Below are 20,539 nucleotides of genomic sequence, written 5' to 3'. Positions count from 1 at the left end.
AAACAAGGAGGAAAAGAAAATGAAACTGGCAAACAAGAGAAGGTTAAAGTCCGTAACCGCAGCCATGCTCGCGTTCAGCCTGCTCGCCGGATTCGGATGGCTGCCGAAATCGGCCGCAGAAGCAAAAATTTACACGGAAAACCAGTACGAAGCCGAAACCGCATCGCTAAACAACGTGACCACCAATACGAACCATAACGGTTATACCGGCTCCGGCTTTGTCGACGGGTTCGGCGATACCGGCGATTCCGTCCAATTTACCATAAACATTTCAACCGCTGAAGACACTACTCTTCGATTCCGTTATACGAATTATACCGGAGCAACCAACGTCCGTGAAATCTACGTGGACGGCAATTTTATCAGCAACGCGTACTTCGCCGACACCGGAAGCTGGGACATATGGAACACCACGGATGTTGGAACCGCGCTTTCCTCCGGTACACACACGGTAAAAGTTGCGGTGGAAAACAGCTCGGACGGATACATCAATCTTGACAATCTTGTTGTGACCCCTAAGCATGTTTCCGTGCGCAGTCTGTACACCTCGAACTGGAACAATATGATGTCGATCTGGCAGGCCAGCAAGCTGTACGACACCGACACCTCCAGCGGAAAAGGCCCCCGCCTTTCCGAACTGAGATATTCGGGCAACTGGTCCCAAAATCAGATTCAGGATTACGCAGGCTTTTTCCGGGATGAAACCAACAATGTCAAATATGACCAGACCCATAATTTCGACTCGGAAGGCTATTTTGACGAGGACGGTATTTTACATACCAATTACCTGAAATACGACGGCAGCCAGCCTTCCATCGAGATTTCAAGAGACTATGCGACCATTCCGAATCAGAACCTGATCGTAACGCGCTATGCGCTGAAAAACAGCGGATCCTCCAGCGCAACCTACAGCGTTCTTGATATGCTCCACCCCAACAACAGCACTTCCAACACAATTTCAGCAAGCTACGATTCTTCCAGGAAAGCTATCATTGTAAATAGGAGCGCCTCTTCCCAGCCCTATCTGGCTTTGGGAGCGTTTGCGGCCCCAAGCTACTATCAGGCGGCAAACGATACCGACAGCAGCACCTCCAGCCAAACCTGCTCCCCCTGGTATACCTTTGACGGCAGCGGCACGCTCAAAAATAACTCCAGTGTCTCTGCGCAGGACGTTTCCGCCGCATTTGAGCAAACGGTGACAATTCCCGCCGGCGGCACGCAATACGTATATTTCTACCTGGGGCTCGGCGCCTCCCTGAATGAGATTCAGGCTTTGTGCAATACCGCGGCCTCCCGGAGCGGCAGCGATTGGTTTGAAGAAACGGCAAGCGATTACCAGAACTGGTTCAGCGGAAAAACCGTTCCCTCCCTCTCAGATTCCGACCTGACTGCTCTCTACAAAAGGAATCTGGTTATGATTAAAAATTCGATCCGCCCCGGAAGCTCTACCGGTGACGGAGCCATGCCGGCAACGACAAACCCTGTTAATTACGGCTATAAAATCTGGGCCAGAGATTCCGCCGTGACGGCAATGGCACTAGACGCCGCCGGATTTACCGACGAGGCCGAAACCTACTGGAAGTGGCTTGCGGCACGCCAGAATTCGGATGGCACCTTCCACACATGCTATGGATTATGGGACAACACCAATCAGAATTTCGTAGAACCTGAAAACGATTCCATCGGCATGTTTCTAATCGGCGTTTATCAGCATTATAAATTGACAGGAGACCAGTCGTTCCTCTCCGCTCTTTATTCCACAGTGCAAAAGTCAGCGAATTATATTATGAACAATATCAACCAGAGCACCGGATTTGGGCCTGCGGACAAGAGTATCTGGGAAGAGGGCGACACTTCCGAATACTACACCTATACACAGGCAGCCTATGCCATGGGTCTGAAAAGCGCGGCGCTGATTTCTGCAGCTATGGGCAACGCCGCCTTAACGGACAGCTACAACGGCGCGGGCAGTTCCATCCTGACGGCGATCAACCGCGATGACAGCAGTCAGGGCCTTTGGAATGTTTCCAAAGGATACTATAACAGATGCGTAAACTCCGACCTCTCCAACAACACCCTGGAAGACTCGTCCACCAATATTCTGTTCGCGCTGGGCGCGATCGACGTGAACTCCTCAAGGGCGTCGCGTCACATTTCCAAGCTGGAAACCGACCTCGCTCACGACGTATACGGGCTGCCCAGATATTCCGGCGACACCTTCTATTACACCTCTCAGTGGAGCCCGGGCGGCAACGAGGCGCTGGAAGCTTCTCCGTCGTGGCCCCAGATGACGATGTGGGACGCGGTTTACCAAATCTATTCCGGGAATCCGGACAAAGCATATAACATGCTGGAATGGTTCAAGCACAGAACCGCCACCGGATGGATGGTAACCGGAGAGTCCGCAAGCAACGTGACGGAGGCCCCCTGTGTCAGCACGGCCAGCGAGCCGGTTACGGCCGCCTCGTTTGTTCTGGCAAGTCTGGCCTATGCGAACAACTACGATATGCGGGTTTACGCCTCTGAAAACAATTCCGGCTGCTACAAATCCATCAGCGTAACCAGCGGCGCAAGCGGAGACTGGAGCCAGTATCAATACGTCCCCTATTATGCGGATGCTCCCGGCGATACCGCTGTTTCGGACAGCCAAACGGATATTAAAAAGGTTTACATCAGCAACGATGCGAATAACCTCTACCTTCGCATCAACAACGAAGCAGGGACTCTCCCCGGCTCCTCACAGAATAATTTTAAAGTCAGCGTTTATACGGAGGATTTCAGCAACAGCGCAAGTACATCGACCAAAACCATTCATGATTCCTCATTGGGAAGAAATATGGCGTTCCTCTTTACCCGGAGCAACACGGATTCTGCTTACAACAAATACACTGTGTCCGGCGGTAACTGGTCACTGAACAAAACCATTTCTTCCGTCATAGCACCGCAGTGGGACACCACAACCGGAGGAATCGAAATGGTAATTCCACGGTCTGAAATCGGCTCTCCGTCCAACGATGCATGGGGACACATTACGGTCGTACTGGAAAAATATCAGAACGGTTCTTATCTCGATCAGGACACAGCCCAGCTCAATTACCGGCTGACCGGCAGCAGTGAGTCCTGGCTTTACGGAAACTTTGAATAAAATACAGCATTTGTAAATCCATAAGCAAGTTCAAAAGTAAATTTAATTCAGATCCATCTAGAGCCGGCATTGTAAAGATGCCCGGCTCTAGCTTTTGATTGAAACAGTACTCGGCGCGGCTGCGGGGCATACGAAAACTCAAGACGCTTTCCCCATAGTCTTCTGCAACCGGCCGTGTTTCGTTCAATAACAGTTATCCAAATCTGCGCACCTAAGCTTTGCTTTAGGTGTGCTTTCTTTGCTCTGCTTCGGATAACTTGCTACTCAAAACGTGAAATTAATCGGGCATGACTATTTCTTTTGGGGTTTATATGCTTTACTACCACTATTTCAAACTGCAGCGCTTATAGAGATACCGCCTGTGCATTTCCGCCGCGCAGAATGAGTTTCGGTTCCAGAGAGACGGTTTTTGCAAAAAAATCCATGGTGTTTCCCTGATTTTCAAGAATCATATTTACCGCGGCAGAACCCATTTCTTCGAACGGCATGCGAACGCTGCTGATCGGCGGAGCCAGATTCGGCGCATAAGTATCATCGTGACCGATGATCTCGATGTCATTCGGGACCTTACGCCCAATTTCGTAAAGATACTGCATCGCCCCGGCCGCATAACCGTCGAAATAAGCTACCACACCCGTGATATCGGCCTGCTTCTCAAGCGCCCACTTCATTGCGGCATATCCCGAGGCGACCGAGCTGTCCGGGCAGGAGTAAATTGAATACTGCGAGTCGGCATAGCCCGCCTCCTGCACCGCATGCAGGAACCCTTTGGTCCGCGACTTTTCAACGCTGCCTTTCTTATCAAAACCAATATAAAGCAGCCGGCCGTGCTTCTTTTGGATCAGATATCTTGTTGCGTAATAGGTTCCAAGGGAGTTGTCCACCAAAACGCGGTTAAAACCGTAGCAGCCTGCTGTGCGTTCCACAAAAACAATTGGAATCCCGCATTCCTGCAGCAATTCCCTCAGGCTTTCGGAGAGATATTCGTCTCCGAAACCACAGATGACGATACCGCTGACCTTATATTTCAAAAGCTTTTCCACATAGCCGCGCAGATTGTCGTTGCAAAGGTCGCCGTTGCTGTACATTGCCACCATGCTGTAACCCACCTTATCTGCCTCTTGCAGGAGGGCGGAGCTAAGCTGATCATAAAAAATGTTGACGGAAATCTTGCGGAGAATCAACCCGATCAGATTTTCCATGTGTGCCGGCTTCTCCGGCTGAATCGGCAAAAGGTAGCCGGTTTCACGAATCGCATTTTCGACACGTTTCCTTTTTTCTTCGGCGACATAACCGGAATTGTTAATCACACGAGAAACGGTTGTCAGTGAAACTTCTGCTTGCTTTGCAACGTCATTCATGTTTACTTTTTTCATTTTATTTTAATCTCCAAAAAATAATATGTGAAAATTTGTAATTCATTTTCATAAGTTTTTCTCACTCATTTCATTATAGCTTTTTCCACCGCTTTTTCAATGGGAAAAAGCTACAAGAAAGCATTATAATTATTGATATAGCCATACCCCATAGAAAGTGCATAATACTTGTACAAAATGAACATGAAAATTTTCATATTCATTTCTTTTAAATTAGTGTGTGAATTATCGAGAAAATTGCCGGTTGTATTCAGGAAAAAATCCGTATATAATTTCATATGTACCGAAAGAAAGCCAAGGGCAAGACGACAGCAAGTTCTGCAGAGCAATTCATACTATATGAAAATATTTGCATATTATACCAATACAATGTTGCAACTCCGTCAGGAAACACTACCTAGGTAAGTTCTCCCTTTTACTCTGCAAGCTGTTAAAGAGGTGTTTGTCATGGAAAAAGATTTGTTTTTGGAAACGAAAAATTTAGAAAAGGCCTTTGACGGCATCAAAGCATTGGATGGGGTGAGCCTAAAGGTTTACTGCGGCCAGATTCAAGGACTGATTGGAGAAAACGGCTCGGGCAAGTCAACCATTTCCTCCATCATCAGCGGAATTCACACGGCCACCAAAGGCGAAATCCTGCTGCGGGGCAAGCCGTATCGTCCGCGCAGTCCGTTGGATGCCCGGGACAACCGAATTTGCATGATCGTCCAGGAAACAGGCACCATCAGCGGGCTCTCCGTCGCGGACAATCTGTTTCTCGGCGATGAAGCAATGTTCCTGCAGCACGGTTCCATCAACCGGAAAAAAATGCAGCGCGAAGCGGAGAAGTCATTGGAAAAAGTCGGTCTTTCTTTCGATGTTACCGCACCGATTGAAACCCTGAGCTTTGAAACGCGGAAGCTTGTTGAAATCGCCCGCGCACTGTATTTCGATCCCACTCTGCTGATCGTGGACGAAACCACAACGGCCCTTTCCTATGAAGGAAGATCCTTGATTCACAAAATCATGCGGGATTTAAAGGAACAGAACAAGGCGGTTCTTTTCATTTCACACGACCTGCCGGAACTGATGGAAATCTGCGACCGCTTAACGGTTCTGCGTGATGGCAAACTCATTTCCGCCTTCCGGAAAGAAGAATTTGACGAGCGCCTGATTAAGCAGACCATGGTTGGGCGTTCCATTCAGGATAACTTTTACCGCAGCGATTTTGATGCCAGCCACGGCGAAAAGCGAATGATGCAGGTCAGCCATGTGGACGCAGGACCGCTGAAGGATGTCACCTTTGATCTGCATGAAGGCGAAATTCTGGGCGTTGGGGGGCTTTCGGGAAGCGGGATGCATGAATTGGGAAAACTGTTGTATGGGATGCTTCCTCCACTGCGCGGCGAAGTCACGGTTTTGCAAGATACAAAATCAGCCGGCGGGAAGGAAATTCCGGTCCGAGTAAAAAATATTCAAACCGCCATGGAAAACGGCATCGGCTACGTTTCCAAGGACAGAGATCAGGAAACTCTCTTGCTGAACGCTTCCATCAAGGACAATTTGGTGATTTCCGCACTGGACAAACTGAAAACAGGATTTTTTATCCTTCCGCGCGCCGAAAAAGAATTCTCTCAAAAGCAGGTGGGCAGCCTGCACATCAAGTGCAGCGGCGTCAACCAGACAGTCGGCGAGCTTTCGGGGGGGAATAAGCAAAAGGTATCCTTCGGAAAGTGGATCGGAAACCAGTCCAGGATCCTGATTTTGGACAGCCCGACACGCGGCGTCGACGTAGGAGTTAAAACCACCATGTACCAGTTGATTTATCAGCTGAAAAAGCAGGGCTGCGCTATCCTGATCATCAGCGAGGAGCTGCCGGAACTGATTGGAATGAGCGACCGTGTCCTTATTATGAAGGATGGATGCGTTTCCATGGAGTTTCAACGAAGTCCGGAGCTGGTGGAATCCTCGATTATTGAATATATGATTTAGGCGGTGCGATCGTGGAAGAGAAAAATACATTAAAAAGCGGTTTCGGTTCCCGTATCCTGCACTGGATTCAGAATTACAAACAATATATTATCCAATATTTCGGGCTGATTTTCGTCATCGCGGTCTTTCTGTATCTTACGGACGGCGATCTGTTCAGTGCCCGAAATTTGGAAACGCTGATCCGTCAGCTGGTCGTGATCCTCACCATTACCTTGGGAATGGCATTTATCTATTCCCATGGGGGAATGGACATCTCCGTCGGCGCAGTGGTCGCACTGAGTTCCCTGTGCGCCACGTATGTGATGAACCTGACGGCAGGCCAGGTTTTGCCGGCAATTTTGGTGTCAATCGCTGTTTCCGTCACGTGTTATCTGTTAAACATCATAGTGACCAATCAGTTTGGTCTGATGTCCACAATCTCCTCTCTCTCCGTGATGTTCGTCGCCCGCGGAATTGTCACATACGTCAATTCCATGAGCACTGATAAAATTGAGGTGCACAATACGGCCGGCCTGGAACTGTTCCGCTCCAACACACCGTTCCTGATTGGCACAATGGCGGTTCTTTGCATCGTGATGACGGTTCTTTTCAATCTGACCAAGCTGGGCAAGCAGAACCGTGCCATTGGTGATAATCCGCTTTCTGCCATGCAGAGCGGGGTCCGTGTCAAAAAGGTTAAGGTGGAAGCTTATGTCCTGGCCGGCATCATGGTGGGGATTGCCGCCGTTTTCTCTCTGTCCAGAACCGGAAGCGTCAGCGAAAAAACCGGTTCCGGCCTGGAGATGGACGCGATTGTCGCCCTGATTCTTGGCGGAATGGCTTTGAACGGCGGGGCAAAATCCCGCATCAGCAGTGCAATCATCGGCAGTTTTACGTATGTGTTACTGAACAACGGGTTGGTTATGGCAGGGGTAGACACGCAGGTGGTCTCTTTGATTAAGGGCATCATTTTCCTGATTGTCGTATTCCTCACCATCCGTCAGCCAAAGTCTAAAAAGGTTCTGCCTCGTTAATTTATTTTTCACGGCGGAAAACACCGCCTGCAGATAAAATAAAACCAGTAAGGAAAGGAAATAAAAATGAAAATGAAAAAACTGACTGCTTACCTTCTGGCAGCGATAACAATTTTTACTCTGACGTTTTCCATGACCGGATGCTCCAGTAACAACGGGTCTGCAGACAGCACGGCGGGTTCCAGCTCGGCGTCCAATCAAAAACCAGTTAAAATCGGCGTAATTCTTTACAATTATACAGACATACAGGGAAAAGAAATTAAATCCTACGCCTCCTATCTGGAGCAGAACTTTAACGTAAAGTTTGAGTATGCAACCGTGGGCCAAAGCGAAGACCAGCACATCAGCGGCCTGGAAAATCTGTTGAATAAGGGCGTAGACGCCGTGATCAGCGGCTATGACACCGCACTTGACAACAGCATCAAGATGTGCGAAGAAAGGGGCGTCTATTACGGAGTCGCGCTCGGCGATATTCAAAGCTCCTATAAGGGAAACAGCAAGTACTTTGTGGGCGGACTGAAGCAGTTCAACGGCGACCCTGAAAAATTTGGAGAAACCTATGCTGAAATTGCCAATCAAAAAGGCCTGAAGCACATCGGGGTCATTTCCTTCCCGGCTTTCACCTTTGTGGACGGAACCAAAATCGCCGACGGCTTCAAGAAAAAGATGTCGCAGCTGGACCCCAGCGCGGAAGTCTACGATATGGAAACTTTCATGTACACCCCTGACCTTGCCAAAGCGGCTGTGACCAACGTTTTCACGAAGCACAGCAACGTCGACTCGATTCTTGGGCTCGGTTCCGGAATGGATATGATTTACCCCGCCATCAAGGACAGCACAAAGCCAAGCACCAAAATCCTTTCGCTGGGCTACAACGATTCTACAATGACTGCGATCAAAGGCGGCAGCGTCGTTGCGGCCGGGACAAACAATTACAGCCAGATCGTGGCCAATATGTTCGCTCAGCTATATGACCGCGTCAACGGAAAAAGCTACAGTGATTGGAGCCTGAACGGCACGGTCAGCTACCCGATTGTCACCAATGAACAGGAAGTCACCGATTTCCAGAACTACGTCATTCCGGCCGACAAGTCCAAAGGAAGCGTTACGGCGGACGAGCTGAAAAAAGTGATGAAAACTTTCAATTCAAACGCAACATGGAAAGACCTGAATATATTGACCAACCGCTCTCTTGCGGAAATCAAGGCGGCAAGAAAAGCGCTATAACGCAGAAAAGCAAAGCCGCGCGGTTCACAACGGTTGAGCTGTGCGGCTCTCTTTTCAGGGAAACCGGAAAGGTCTGATTGAGATCATGAAATACAAGATTATGAAACAACTGCTGCGTCTGATGAAAACATTCTCTTTTCCCTTTCTGATGTATGCGGTCATTTTGCTGGTTTCGCTTGGCGCACAAAAAACCGGGTATTGGAGCGGCAACGCATTTGATATTATCATTCGGGGCAGTGTTGTGTCTACCATCATTGCTTTTGCGATCGCGCTTCCGCTTTCTGGAGCGCGGTGGGACTTCGCCGCCGGAACCATCGTCATTCTGTCCGGCATTCTGGGCAGCAACCTTGCCTCCATGCTTGGTCTGAATGCGGTTCTGATGCTGCTTTTAACCGTAGCCATCGGCACTCTGCTGGCTTTGCTGGAGGGAGTTCTGTACCTGTTCCTCCGCGTTCCTACCATCATTGTTTCGCTCGGTGTGGTGATGATCTATGAAGCGCTCAGCGGTCTGGTTTTTGATGGTTCCGGCGCCAATATGTTTATGGATACCAAGCTCACTATATTTGCGAAGGCGCCGTACTGCTATCTCATTCTGGCTATTGTCCTCGGCGTCTACTATTTTCTCCTTACCGACACAAAATTCGGCTACGATACCCGTTCCCTCGGCATCAATGCACAGCTCGCGGTAAATAACGGCGTCAATGAAAAGAAAAATATCATCCAGACCTATTTGCTGGTGGGCGCAACCCTTGGGGTGGCGGCCGTGCTGAACGCTTCCACCGTTTCGGTTAGCCCTGCCTCAAATCTGGGCTCCACCTCTATTATGTTCTCCTCCATGGGGCCCGTTCTTGTGGGGCTTTATCTGGCCCGCTTCTCAAATCTGCCGCTGGGGATTTTCTCCGGGGCAATCGGAATGAACGCGCTGACTTACGGGATGGTCGTTCTTGGAATCGACGGCTCCGTCCAAACAATTATCCTCGGCGCCTTTATTGTGATCTTTATGGGGTACACCACCAATCAGGAAAAGCTGCATGCGTTTTCTCAGCGGATGTTCCACCGTTCCGGCATTGTTTCAGCATAGCAAAGGAGTACGGCAATGAATATTGAAAACTTAAAACAGAATCCTTTTTTTCCTAACAGATGACGATGTGAATTGGGTTGAAAGCACATTAAAGGCAATGACGGACGATGAAAAAATCGGGCAGTTGTTCTTCATGGTAGGATACCGTCAGGACGAGGAGTTTCTGACCCATCTTTCCAAAGATCTCGGCGTGGGCGGATTGATGTGCCGTCCCATGGATAAGGACAGCGTGATTGCCGCAGTAACAACTCTGCAGCGAAACAGCCGCATTCCCATGCTGATTGCAGCAAACCTGGAAAACGGCGGGAAAGGCATTGTACAGGAGGGGACTCGAATCGCCTCCAATATGGCGGTAGCCGCGACAGGCGACCCCGATTATGCTTATCAGCTTGGAAAAATCTGCGCGGAGGAAGGCAAAAGCGTCGGCGCTAATTTCGCCTTTGCCCCTGTGATCGACATTGATTACAATTTCCGCAACCCAATCACCAACACGCGCACCTTCGGCAGTGACCCCGACATGGTGCTCCGCTGTGGAGAAGCGTATCTGAAGGGCTGCCAGGAGCAGGATGTCTGCGTTTCCATCAAGCATTTTCCCGGTGACGGAACCGATGAACGGGACCAGCACCTTGTCACCTCCATCAATTCCCTCTCCCCGGAGGAATGGGAAGCGACCTACGGCAGGAATTACCGCTATTTGGTCGACCACGGGGCCAAGGCTGTGATGGTAGGTCACATTGCGCAGCCGCAATACTCTAAAAAGCTGAACCCCTCGCTCTCGGACGCCGATATTCTTCCCGCTTCGCTTTCGCCAGAGCTTCTCAAGGGACTTCTGCGCGGGAGCATGGGTTTTAACGGACTGATTTTGACCGACGCGACCACGATGGCCGGGTTCGCCATGGCTATGCCGCGCGATCAGGCGGTTCCAAAAGCGATTGAAAACGGATGCGACATGTTTCTCTTCACCAAGAATCTGGAGGAAGACGTCGGTTTTATGCGAAAGGGCTTTCAAGACGGGCTTCTAAGCCGGGAAAGGCTGGAGGAAGCCGTCCGCAGGATTCTTGCGCTGAAAGCCTCGCTGGGTCTTCATAAAAAGGACAACATTCCGGACGCTAAGGCTGCGGAACGTGTGCTAGGCTGCAACGAGCACCGTCAAGCGGCGCGTGAGATCGCCGACCGCTCCATCACGCTTGTGAAGGAACAGCCGGGGCTGCTTCCTCTTTCTCCCGAAAAGCAGAAACGCGTTCTTCTGTATGACATTGAGGGCGAAGCAAACGCAATCGGCTACTCCAGAGAGTCGGGCCTGACAGGCCAATTACGCGGGCTGCTTGAAAAAGAGGGATTTACGGTAACCCTCTTCCACGCTGACGGCGTTTATGAAGGGCACCAGTCATCCTATTCAAAAATGCGTGAGGATTACGATCTGATCCTTTACCTTTGCAGCCTTGCCACCAAATCAAATCAAACCGTTGTGCGGATTGAATGGCAGAATCCCATGGGCCTGAACGTACCAATCTACTTTAAGTCCATTCCAACCGTTTTTATTTCGGTAGAAAACCCGTATCATCTGCTGGACGTGCCGCGTGTACCGACATACATCAATACATACGGCGTGAACGACTATACCCTGGAGCTACTGGTAGATAAGCTTTTGGGGCGTTCCGAGTTTGTCGGGAAAAGTCCTGTGGACCCCTTCTGCGGGAAATGGGACACAAAGCTTTAAGGAGATATTAAATGAAAAATTTTGTTTTTCCGGTGTCCGACAGCAGCGACGCCAAACTGACCGCGAACATTCTGGATGACGGGGAATTTGCCAAAAAAGGCATCCGTCGCCCGGCTGTTGTGGTGTGCCCGGGGGGCGGGTATACTATGATTTCGAAAAACGAAGGCGAGCCCGTTGCCTTGGCATTTGCGGCAAAGGGATACCATACTTTCGTACTCGAATACTCCGTCAAAATTGATCACCCGTTCCCCACTGCCCTGAAAGAGCTTGCCGGGGCGATGAATATTATCCGCCAAAACGCGGAGGATTGGCTGCTCGACAGTAACAATATCGCGGTAATCGGGTTTTCCGCCGGCGGGAATCTGGCGCTCTCTCTGGGCATCTATTTCAATCAGCCTCTCCTCACCGACGAGATGGGTCTGACGGAAGATCAAATCCGCCCGAATCATATTATATTAGGTTATCCCGCCATAACCCTGATTCCCCAAAACAGGGAAACTCCTGAATTCGTACTGGAAATGATGGAGCAGGGCCTGATTCCGGATTTTCGCGGCCCAAGTATCCAGGAAATCATGATTGGGCACGAAAATATAACGCAGGAGGAAGCCGCATCCCTGAACCTGATTCCTAAAATCCATAAAAAAGTGCCTCGCACATTCGTCTGGGGCACCTATGAAGACAGCCTGATCCCTCCCACGGATCTGTTAGGGCTTGCCACCGCGCTCCATTCGGTTCGTGTCCCCTGTGAACTGCATCTGTTTGAAAAAGGGCCGCATGGAATGTCTCTTTGTGATGAAAACACGAAAAGTGAGGCGGAAATCAAGGGGCTAAGCATCCCCTACTGGCTCCCTCTTAGTTTGAAATGGCTGAAACAGGGAATGGCAGAAAGGACGCAGAAATCTTGAAATCCGTTATTTTCGATCTGGACGGCGTGATTGTATCCACCGACGACCTGCATTTTCAGGCTTGGAAGTCCATGGCGGACCGGAACGGAATTCCCTTTGACCGGCAGATCAACAATCTGCTCCGCGGCGTTTCCCGCGCCGAATCTCTGGAAATCATCCTGCGAAAGTCGGAAAAGTCTTACAGCGAACAGCAAAAACAAGAATTGATGCAGTACAAAAACGACATCTATGTAAAGCTGCTCGATAATCTGAAGCATTCGGATATTTTACCCGGAGTGGTGGAACTGATCAACCGCCTGAAAAAAGCCGGTGTAAAAATCGCGATCGGAAGCAGCAGCAAAAACACCAGGAAGATTCTTCAAAAAATCGGTCTTGAAACCGTTTTTGACGCGATTGCGGACGGAACTGAAATTCAGCATTCCAAACCGGACCCCGAGGTATTTCTTGTCGCTGCCCGAAAACTCGAAACAAAACCAGAGAACTGTGTTGTCGTGGAAGATGCGGTTGCAGGAATTGAGGCGGCGAAAGCGGGAAACATGACGGCAATCGCAATCGGCGACGCAGCGAGCTCCTCTCTTGCGGATTACCGGGTCAATACTATGATGCAGATTGCTGAAATTCTTAATTTGGAATGATGCCATAAAAATTCGGTTTGCCACTTTTCCTCCCTTGCCCCTAGGATACTCCCCATTTGGACCAATATGCAAAAAACAGACCCGAAAAGCTGGCATACATGCTGCTTTTCGGGCTTTTTACTTGGAGCGGAGAAATGAAGAATCGTGCAGAATATAAACAAACCCGCCCTGCGGATTGCCGGTATGGATTTGAATAGATTGTAACAGGTCATAATGTACCGGAACACGATGCTTTTAGCCAAAGCAGCCCGAAGCGTGATCACCGTAAACCTTGCGCTTCTGGAGCCATTCCGGCAGCGTGTAGTAGGCCGCACCGAGTTGCGCGGCTGCCTGCTTGGTCCCAATTTCATCTGAAAGTTTTACCGTATGAAAACCGTCTGTCATGACCTTTCTGATAACCAGAGACGTCCTTAATAAAATAGCTCACGACTCAAGGAAAAACATGGTTTTGACTGGAATCGCACTCTTACTGAAAATATGGAGTCTGCGAGGGATGATCAAATTTATTTAATAATTTTCGACTGAAGCGAAAAAACTACTAAAAATTCATTATACTTAATATTGTTAAAATATTAACATGAAGGAGCGATAATAAATGCTGGCTTTAATGAGAGCACCGTCAAAATATGTTCAGGGCCCTGATGCTTTACTCGAACTGTATGATCATGTGAAAGATTTGGGCACATCCATCCTTTTTATATGCAGCAAAAGCGGCTATAAGGCAGCACGGCCCAAAATTGAAAAGAGCTTCGCAGGCAAAAATGCATCCATAAAATTTGAGATTTTTGGCGGCATCAGTTCAGTCGGCGAGATCGCTAAAATGCAAAAGATTGCAAAAGAAAACAAGGTTGGTGTAATCTGCGCGATTGGCGGCGGCAGCGCAATTGACACAGCGAAAGCCACAGCTTATTACGAAGGACTTCCGGTTGTAATTATTCCGACCGTATGTGCTACGGATGCCCCGTGCACCGGCCTTTCCGTAATTTACAACGACGATGGGTCCTTTGCAAAGTATATCTTCTATCCCAAAAATCCGGATGCGGTCATTGTTGACTCTTCTATTATTGTAAAAGCGCCGGTTCGTTTTCTCGTCTCTGGCATGGGCGATGCATTGGGAACTTATTTCGAAGCTAGAATGTGTCAGAAAACGAATTCTCCCAGTTTAGAAAACGGCGGCATCACAAAATCCGCCATGGCACTTTGTAAGCTCTGCTACAACACCCTCCTTGAGGACGGTTTCAAGGCGAAAAAATCCGCTGAACTCGGTATCCTCACTCCGGCAGTTGAGGCTATTATTGAAGCCAACACCTATTTAAGCGGTGTAGGTGCAGATAACGGCGGCCTTGCAACTTCTCACTCCGTCTACAATGGTTTTACCGCACTGGAAGAATGCGAAAAAACAATGCACGGGGAACTGGTCGCGTTCGGAACGGTTGTGCAGCTCGTTTTGGAAGACGCTCCCATGGAAGAAATCGAAGAGGTGATGGACTTCTGTGTTTCCGTCGGTCTGCCGGTTACGCTGAAGGAGGTTGGCGTGACCGACCCCTCCAGAGTAATGATTGCCGCGGAAAAGGCATGCGCTTCGGGGGAATCCATTCACAACATGCTGGGTGATGTTACTCCGGAACAGCTTTATGCCGCAATTCTGGCCGCTGACGCTCTCGGCAAGGATTATATCGGCGAATAACAAAGGAAAACGTACAGTAAGAAGCCCGGAAAGCTGGCATTCATGCCGCTTTCCGGGCTTCTGCCTTGCGTCTTTTGCTAATTGAGCTGCAGAGTAAAAACATAGGTGTAGCAGAATTGCAAACACTTTTTGCAGGTTCCTTCTTGTGTTGCTGACCGTGATAAAAAATGATATAATTTAAAAAAATTTTAAGGTGATTCGATTGTTTTGTAATATTGGCAATGCAAATATCTATTATGAAGTGATTGGCAATGGAAAACCTATTGTTATGCTTCATGGTTTTTCACCGGACCATAGGCTGATGACAGGATGTATGGAACCCATATTTCGGGAGCATGAAGGATATAAACGCATTTATTTGGATTTGCCCGGCATGGGAAAATCTGATTCTCCCTCTTGGATCATCAGTACAGATGATATGCTGAAAGCAGTTATAACCAGCATCAAACGCATAATCCCAAACCAAAATTTTTTGCTTGCGGGCCAGTCTTATGGCGGCTATCTTGCCCGGGGAATCATTCACAAGATGAAGAATCAGGTAGATGGACTCCTTTTGATTTGTCCCGTTTTCATTGCAGAAAACACTCAAAGAGACTGTCCAGAAGATACGGTTGCCTATCGTGATGAAAAATTTCTTTCCAGTCTTTCACCGGATGAAGCAAAGGAATTTTGTGAAATGGGTGTAATACAAAACGAGTACACTTTTCACAGATACCAAAATGAAATTGCAGTGGGATTAAGCATTGCAAATGAGCCCTTTCTTAAAAGACTTCGGAAAAAATATTCATTTTCTTTTGAGGTTGACGACCCGTTCTATGCCAAATTCCAAAGGACTACTCTTATGATTGCCGGGCGGCAGGATTCCTGTGTTGGTTATCGTGATTTATTTAAAATCATTGAAAATTATCCAAAAGCGTCATTGGCTATTTTAAACAACGCGGGGCATAATCTGCAAATTGAACAGCCGGAGGTATTCAGTCACCTTGTTAGCGAGTGGCTTAAACAATTAACGTGCTAAATCATAGATAAAACCGGTTTTCAAATCCAGTTGCGATGCCCAATGCTTAATCATACTAATTTATCTCACCATTTACAGGATTTATATCCATAGACGTATAAACAACATCTTAATCAAGGCCAAGAAAGGCTTTGAAACAAGCACAGCCTTGACCAGTATCCGGCGAATGTTTGTGCTTTTATCGTACCAATGCGAAGACTGATTAGAGATATTCGTCAGCTTTGTCTGAATATATTTTCTTTAAGGTCATTTTTACTCCGCTTTTCGCTATAAGAGTGAAATCAGGCTGAGCCCCGTGTTCCGATCAAGCGTCCGATCTGGAAAAGGCGTTCTTCATCTGGCTGCTCAACTCAAAGAGGACTTTGTCCAGTGTATCAGCGGTTTCTTTTTTCAACATGTCCGCGACTTTTTGATTGGCCTGTTCCCGAAGGGCGGTTCGCTTGGCAAGATCTGCTTCCCGCCGGAGCTTTTCATCATATTGGTTGATCAGCTCATGCCCTTTGGATTGCACGGCAAGCTGATATCGTTCAATATGAAACACGGATTTCCCATAAGAAGCGTCCGCCATAGCGGCGATCATGCGGCTGGACCAATAGAAATTGTCGGTTGAAACTTCCTTTGTCGTATTGGCAAGATAGTCCGGTGTTGCGGACACATTGGCGTAAAAAGGTGCCAGTACATTGAAGGTGTTGGACGCAAAAGCGATCCATTCTACCGAGCGGAACTCCTCCGGGACGTCCGGGCGAATCTGGATCAACGCCATAAAGTCATTCCTGTTAATACCGATCGGGCGGAAGACGCCTTTCATCGCTGGATCGCCATATCTTTCATAGGGGTCGTACGGCGTTCCCTGATAATGAGAGGACAGTGCATATTTTACATCCTCCGGCGTGATCTTCTTCTCCGGCACCATGCACCAGGGCAGATCATCGGAACGCGGCGTGAAATTTGCATCCAGACCGTCCCATACTTTGGTGTGCGGGTTAAAATACCGCAGCATATACCAGGCGCGCGGCGTGTTGTAAACATGATCCGCGTCATTGTGACTTCCAAAAGCGTCTCTCGGATTAAGGTCTCTGTTCAGCGATAAATCCAAATGGTTCTTTTCAATGAACTCCTTCATATCTGACGAACACATATAGTCTTTCTCTTCGGTAACTGCATCTTCCAAATCAAGCCGGTCAAGTCCCAGCTGATTCGGCATCACGACATAAACATCATCCGGCACCTTTCTGGCGATCCAGTGATGGCCGCCGATGGTCTCCATCCACCAGATTTCATTGGCATCCTGAAAGGCAATACCATTCATCTCGTAGGTACCGTGCTTCTCCAGCAGGCCGCCCAGCCTCTTAACCCCTTCTCGGGCACTGTGAATGTAAGGAAGTACAATAGAAACGATATCCTCCTCGCCGATGCCGCCGGCTGTTTCAGGCTGCCCGTCCTGCGCCGGATGATACTCGACCAGCGGATCCGCTCCCAGCACTCTCGGATTGGAAGTAATGGTTTCCGTGGCTGTCATGCCTACATTTGCCTCATTCACGCCGCTGGCTGCCCAAATGCCATCGCCTTCTGCGGCATTCGGTACCGCCGTAAACCGCATGGGATTTTGGGGCAGTTCGATTACCACATGGGAAAGCACTGATTTGTAGGCTGCCGATTGGTCTCCGGGATGGATCGTTACGAATTTTTTAGCGGTAAAATGACCGGAACCGGAATCATCGTTCCGTGCGATCATGGTAGAACCGTCATAGGATGCTTTTTTTCCAACCAGAATCGTTGTACAAGCCATAAATATGTCCTCACCGTTATAAAGTAGTAGTATTTTGAGCCCCTCTCCAAGGGCTTGAAATCGGAACGCTGCTTTCGATTTAATGGGAACTGGTCCTCACCGCCGCAGGCCTGCTGAACTGCAAAGCTTTAAAAAAGTCTGCGCTGAGGGCCGGCCGGCTTTGCTGTTTCTATTTTAACCGCAATTTGAATGTTTGGGTAGTACTTTTTTCATTTCCGCCTAAAAAACTCGTAGTTGTGATTCTTTAACCGGAAAACCAAAACGCTTTTCCCATAGCCTTCTGCTAACCGACTGCGGTTTCGTCCTCACGATAGCCTGAATAATCTGATGTTTTTACCCTTGTAGGTATAGGAATAATAGGCATTCCGATGCGTTCAAATTAGTTTTGTGGCGGGTATTGTTTTCTGTCTGAAGCGACATCTGCTGCTGTGACATGTGGATTATGATACTTTTTTCGTTTCCGTGTGAATTTTGGGAAATTGATTGCCTGTTTTGGGCAGAATGAAATACAGGCCATGCATTGGCTGCACTGGTGAAGAAAAGTTGGTTTGCCATTTTTAAAACTGATATTATGGCAGGGACAGACCTTCGCGCACAATCCGCAGGAAATGCAGTCATCCCAGACAGAAAAGTATTTATCGTTTGACGGGCAATGCTCAATAAACTTCTGCATCTTCCGTGGTGCGAGCCATCTCGTTATTGCATTGGCGTGCGGATAATTGCGAAGCTTCTTTTCAGCAACTTCTTGGGCAATGTATAAAAGCTGTTTTTCGGTTTTTGGAACGCGCTTGTCAGGATCAGGAAACGGCGGATACATAGCCACATAATTGGCAACACTGTAAACTTTCTCTCCGTAGGAAAGTGTGCAGTGTTTTTCTTGCAGCAGTTCCGCCAGTCTATCCTGACAGCCTCCATTGATCAGCCCTGGCGTAGAGACCGCAAAAATGTATGCACGCGGATTTAACTTTACCTGCTCTGCAAAATGAATCGCGTACGCCGGCATTGTCCAGTGATGTACTGGAAAAACAAAACCAATCCTCTCAGCATTTTCCGACGGGACATCCTTTGGGTCGCATCGCATGGAGATGATTTCTGTATCGCCTAGGCGTTCTGCAATAACCTGTGCCGCGCGAAGGCTGTTTCCCGTCCCTGTAAAATAGTAGATCACATTTTTCATAATATCGCCTCACAATTGCAGATGTCTCACTTGTGACATTTCATTATTTTTATTATAATGAATCTACAACAGTAATTCAAGATTTCAGGAACAAGTGCTACATCTGGCCGTTTTTGAGACACTTGAAGGAGGCCACATGAAAGATACACAAAATCCAATCGCTTTACGATCCAGGAAGTGGTTGGCGAATGCGCTTTTAGAGTTAATGAAAAGAAAACCATTTCGGGAAATCAGTATTTCAGAAATTGCGGAGAAAGCCGATTTGTCCCGCCGAACTTTTTACCGTTCTTTCTCCTCGAAAGAAGAAGTGATCTGTTTTCATCTGCAGACGATCTGGCGCACGGGAATTCTAAAGCTTGCCACTGATGAAGATCACAGCTATTCTCATACAATTCGTTGGTATCTGGAGCTTTGGAATGAACATCGGGAACTGGCTCTTTTGCTTTACCGTAATAATTTAATGTCGCTGTTATTGCAGGAGTACAACCAAATATTTCGGGAAGTGTATCTGATGCGTAAAGGCAATTATCCTCTGGCCAAAAATTCAGAGGCAATGAAATATGCTCTTTCATACAGTGCCGGGGGCCTCTTAAATGTCCTCTGGCAATGGGCAAGCGAAGGAATGCGGAAATCTCCTGAAGAAGTTGCCAATCTGTTAATGGTCGCCCTCCAACTGCCTGGTACGGAGTAATGCTGAATTGTAAATTTAAGTTTTCGTGCGGATTTTATAATTGATACAAGACAAAAAATCCATGTGCACGTTCAACTCCTGACACATGGATTGTTTAACTGTTCATTTGCTCAATTTAGATACAGGCTAAAACACTGTTTTGAATTCAAAACCATTGCTTTACAATTCACATGATTATCCTTGTATTGTTCGAAAGAGCGTAATGTGGCGGTAATGTAAAGCCATATGGATTATACGACCTTGAAAGAAGCAAGCGAAAAGCGGGCTGTTACTCCCAGAAGGATAAACGATTTCTGCACTGCCGGTCTCATTCCGGGAGCTAGAAAGATTGCGGCAATCCGGTCAATCCGAAAAAGATAAACCGTTGATAAGCGATATAAACTCAACAAACCAAGGGGGAATGAAAGCAAATGAAGCGTATTCTATTGGTTGAAGATGATTTAAGCTTAATGCAAGGTCTGTCCTTCGCAGTAAAAAAGCAGGGATACGAGATAGAGATTGCCCGCACAAGCTATGAGGCAAGTGTAATATGGGCGGATGGTGAATATGATTTGGTGATTTTAGATGTTTCTCTGCCCGATGGTTCCGGCTTTGATATTTGTCAAAAAATCCGGCAGACTTCAAAGGTACCCATTATATTTCTAACTTCGGCGGACGAAGAAACCGACATTATCATGGGACTTGATATTGGCGGCGATGATTACATTACAAAGCCCTTTAAACTGGCAGTATTTATGTCAAGGGTAAACGCGCTGCTCCGCAGAAGCAATAATTTTATTCAGGAAGATTCCGAACTGTGTTCTAACAGTATCAGAATTCAACTTCTAAAAGGAGAAGTCTATAAAAACGGTGAACCGCTTGAATTAACGGCAGGCGAATATAAGCTGTTGCGTCTTTTTATGGAAAATCCGGATATAGTACTTTCACCGGAACAGATTTTAAGCAGGTTATGGGATTGCAGCGAAAATTACGTGGACAGCAATACGCTTTCTGTATACATTCGAAGATTACGCGAAAAAATTGAAGATGATCCGGGCAGCCCCAGAAGGATAATTACCGTCCGGCGGATGGGCTATAAATGGAATTCGGCGGATTGAGGTGTAC

Annotated in this window: 16 protein-coding genes; 12 read left to right on the top strand and 4 right to left on the bottom strand. The window is 48.0% G+C overall.

What is annotated here, in order from left to right:
- Positions 1-19 precede the first annotated feature (19 nt).
- Complete coding sequence (locus HCR03_RS18190; protein ID WP_187035791.1) at positions 20-3,145, top strand: CBM35 domain-containing protein; 3,126 nt, start codon at positions 20-22, stop codon at positions 3,143-3,145.
- Positions 3,146-3,489: 344 nt separating this feature from the next.
- Here HCR03_RS18190 and HCR03_RS18185 read toward each other — a convergent pair whose 3' ends face one another.
- On the bottom strand, positions 3,490-4,521 hold the full coding sequence (locus tag HCR03_RS18185) for a LacI family DNA-binding transcriptional regulator (RefSeq protein WP_066645188.1): 1,032 nt from the start codon (positions 4,519-4,521) through the stop codon (positions 3,490-3,492).
- Between the two features lie 447 nt (positions 4,522-4,968).
- Here HCR03_RS18185 and HCR03_RS18180 point away from each other — a divergent pair, with 447 nt between their 5' ends.
- From HCR03_RS18180 to pgmB, 7 genes are all read left to right on the top strand, one after another.
- Positions 4,969-6,492: a sugar ABC transporter ATP-binding protein gene (locus HCR03_RS18180; protein WP_066645187.1), complete on the top strand. Its 1,524-nt coding sequence runs from the start codon at positions 4,969-4,971 to the stop codon at positions 6,490-6,492.
- A gap of 11 nt (positions 6,493-6,503) precedes the next feature.
- Entirely contained in the window at positions 6,504-7,505 is a 1,002-nt protein-coding gene (locus HCR03_RS18175; RefSeq protein WP_066645186.1) for an ABC transporter permease, read from the top strand.
- A 66-nt stretch (positions 7,506-7,571) separates the two neighbouring features.
- Entirely contained in the window at positions 7,572-8,732 is a 1,161-nt protein-coding gene (locus HCR03_RS18170; RefSeq protein ID WP_187035789.1) for a sugar ABC transporter substrate-binding protein, read from the top strand.
- A 100-nt stretch (positions 8,733-8,832) separates the two neighbouring features.
- Positions 8,833-9,813 (top strand): ABC transporter permease, encoded by a 981-nt coding sequence (locus HCR03_RS18165; protein WP_187035787.1) that lies wholly within the window; start codon positions 8,833-8,835, stop codon positions 9,811-9,813.
- Positions 9,814-9,880: 67 nt separating this feature from the next.
- A complete protein-coding gene (locus HCR03_RS18160) occupies positions 9,881-11,533 on the top strand; it encodes a glycoside hydrolase family 3 protein (RefSeq protein WP_228725016.1) in 1,653 nt (550 codons plus the stop codon).
- 11 nt (positions 11,534-11,544) lie between these two features.
- On the top strand, positions 11,545-12,438 hold the full coding sequence (locus HCR03_RS18155; RefSeq protein WP_066645181.1) for an alpha/beta hydrolase: 894 nt from the start codon (positions 11,545-11,547) through the stop codon (positions 12,436-12,438).
- The gene (gene pgmB, locus HCR03_RS18150; RefSeq protein ID WP_066645180.1) at positions 12,435-13,073 is read left to right on the top strand and encodes a beta-phosphoglucomutase; all 639 of its coding nucleotides are present in this window, start codon (positions 12,435-12,437) and stop codon (positions 13,071-13,073) included. The genes HCR03_RS18155 and pgmB overlap by 4 nt, the downstream gene beginning before the upstream one ends.
- A 234-nt stretch (positions 13,074-13,307) precedes the next feature.
- Here pgmB and HCR03_RS18145 read toward each other — a convergent pair whose 3' ends face one another.
- Complete coding sequence (locus tag HCR03_RS18145) at positions 13,308-13,457, bottom strand: hypothetical protein (protein ID WP_187038180.1); 150 nt, start codon at positions 13,455-13,457, stop codon at positions 13,308-13,310.
- A gap of 211 nt (positions 13,458-13,668) precedes the next feature.
- Between HCR03_RS18145 and HCR03_RS18140 the strand changes: the two genes are divergently transcribed.
- Both HCR03_RS18140 and HCR03_RS18135 read left to right on the top strand, forming a co-directional pair.
- On the top strand, positions 13,669-14,760 hold the full coding sequence (locus HCR03_RS18140) for a glycerol dehydrogenase (protein ID WP_187035785.1): 1,092 nt from the start codon (positions 13,669-13,671) through the stop codon (positions 14,758-14,760).
- A 202-nt stretch (positions 14,761-14,962) separates the two neighbouring features.
- Positions 14,963-15,778 carry an alpha/beta fold hydrolase gene (locus tag HCR03_RS18135; protein WP_187035783.1) on the top strand — a complete coding sequence of 272 codons (816 nt, stop codon included), beginning with the start codon at positions 14,963-14,965 and terminating at the stop codon, positions 15,776-15,778.
- Positions 15,779-16,082: 304 nt separating this feature from the next.
- Here HCR03_RS18135 and HCR03_RS18130 read toward each other — a convergent pair whose 3' ends face one another.
- Positions 16,083-17,567, bottom strand: a complete 1,485-nt coding sequence (locus tag HCR03_RS18130) for a C69 family dipeptidase (protein WP_187035781.1) — start codon at positions 17,565-17,567, stop codon at positions 16,083-16,085.
- A 379-nt stretch (positions 17,568-17,946) separates the two neighbouring features.
- A complete protein-coding gene (locus HCR03_RS18125; RefSeq protein WP_187035779.1) occupies positions 17,947-18,744 on the bottom strand; it encodes an EFR1 family ferrodoxin in 798 nt (265 codons plus the stop codon).
- Between the two features lie 136 nt (positions 18,745-18,880).
- On the opposite strand from HCR03_RS18125, the gene HCR03_RS18120 reads away from it, so the two are divergent.
- Together HCR03_RS18120 and HCR03_RS18115 are read left to right on the top strand one after the other, a co-directional pair.
- On the top strand, positions 18,881-19,435 hold the full coding sequence (locus HCR03_RS18120) for a TetR/AcrR family transcriptional regulator (protein WP_066645167.1): 555 nt from the start codon (positions 18,881-18,883) through the stop codon (positions 19,433-19,435).
- A gap of 410 nt (positions 19,436-19,845) precedes the next feature.
- Entirely contained in the window at positions 19,846-20,532 is a 687-nt protein-coding gene (locus HCR03_RS18115) for a response regulator transcription factor (protein WP_066645166.1), read from the top strand.
- Positions 20,533-20,539 lie beyond the last annotated feature (7 nt).

Origin of the sequence: Caproicibacter fermentans (genome assembly GCF_014303955.1) — a bacterium.
GTDB classification, from domain to species: Bacteria; Bacillota; Clostridia; order Oscillospirales; family Acutalibacteraceae; genus Caproicibacter; species Caproicibacter fermentans.
The sequence above is the reverse complement of the archived record's forward strand: the minus strand, read 5'-3'. Positions and strand labels throughout refer to the sequence as shown.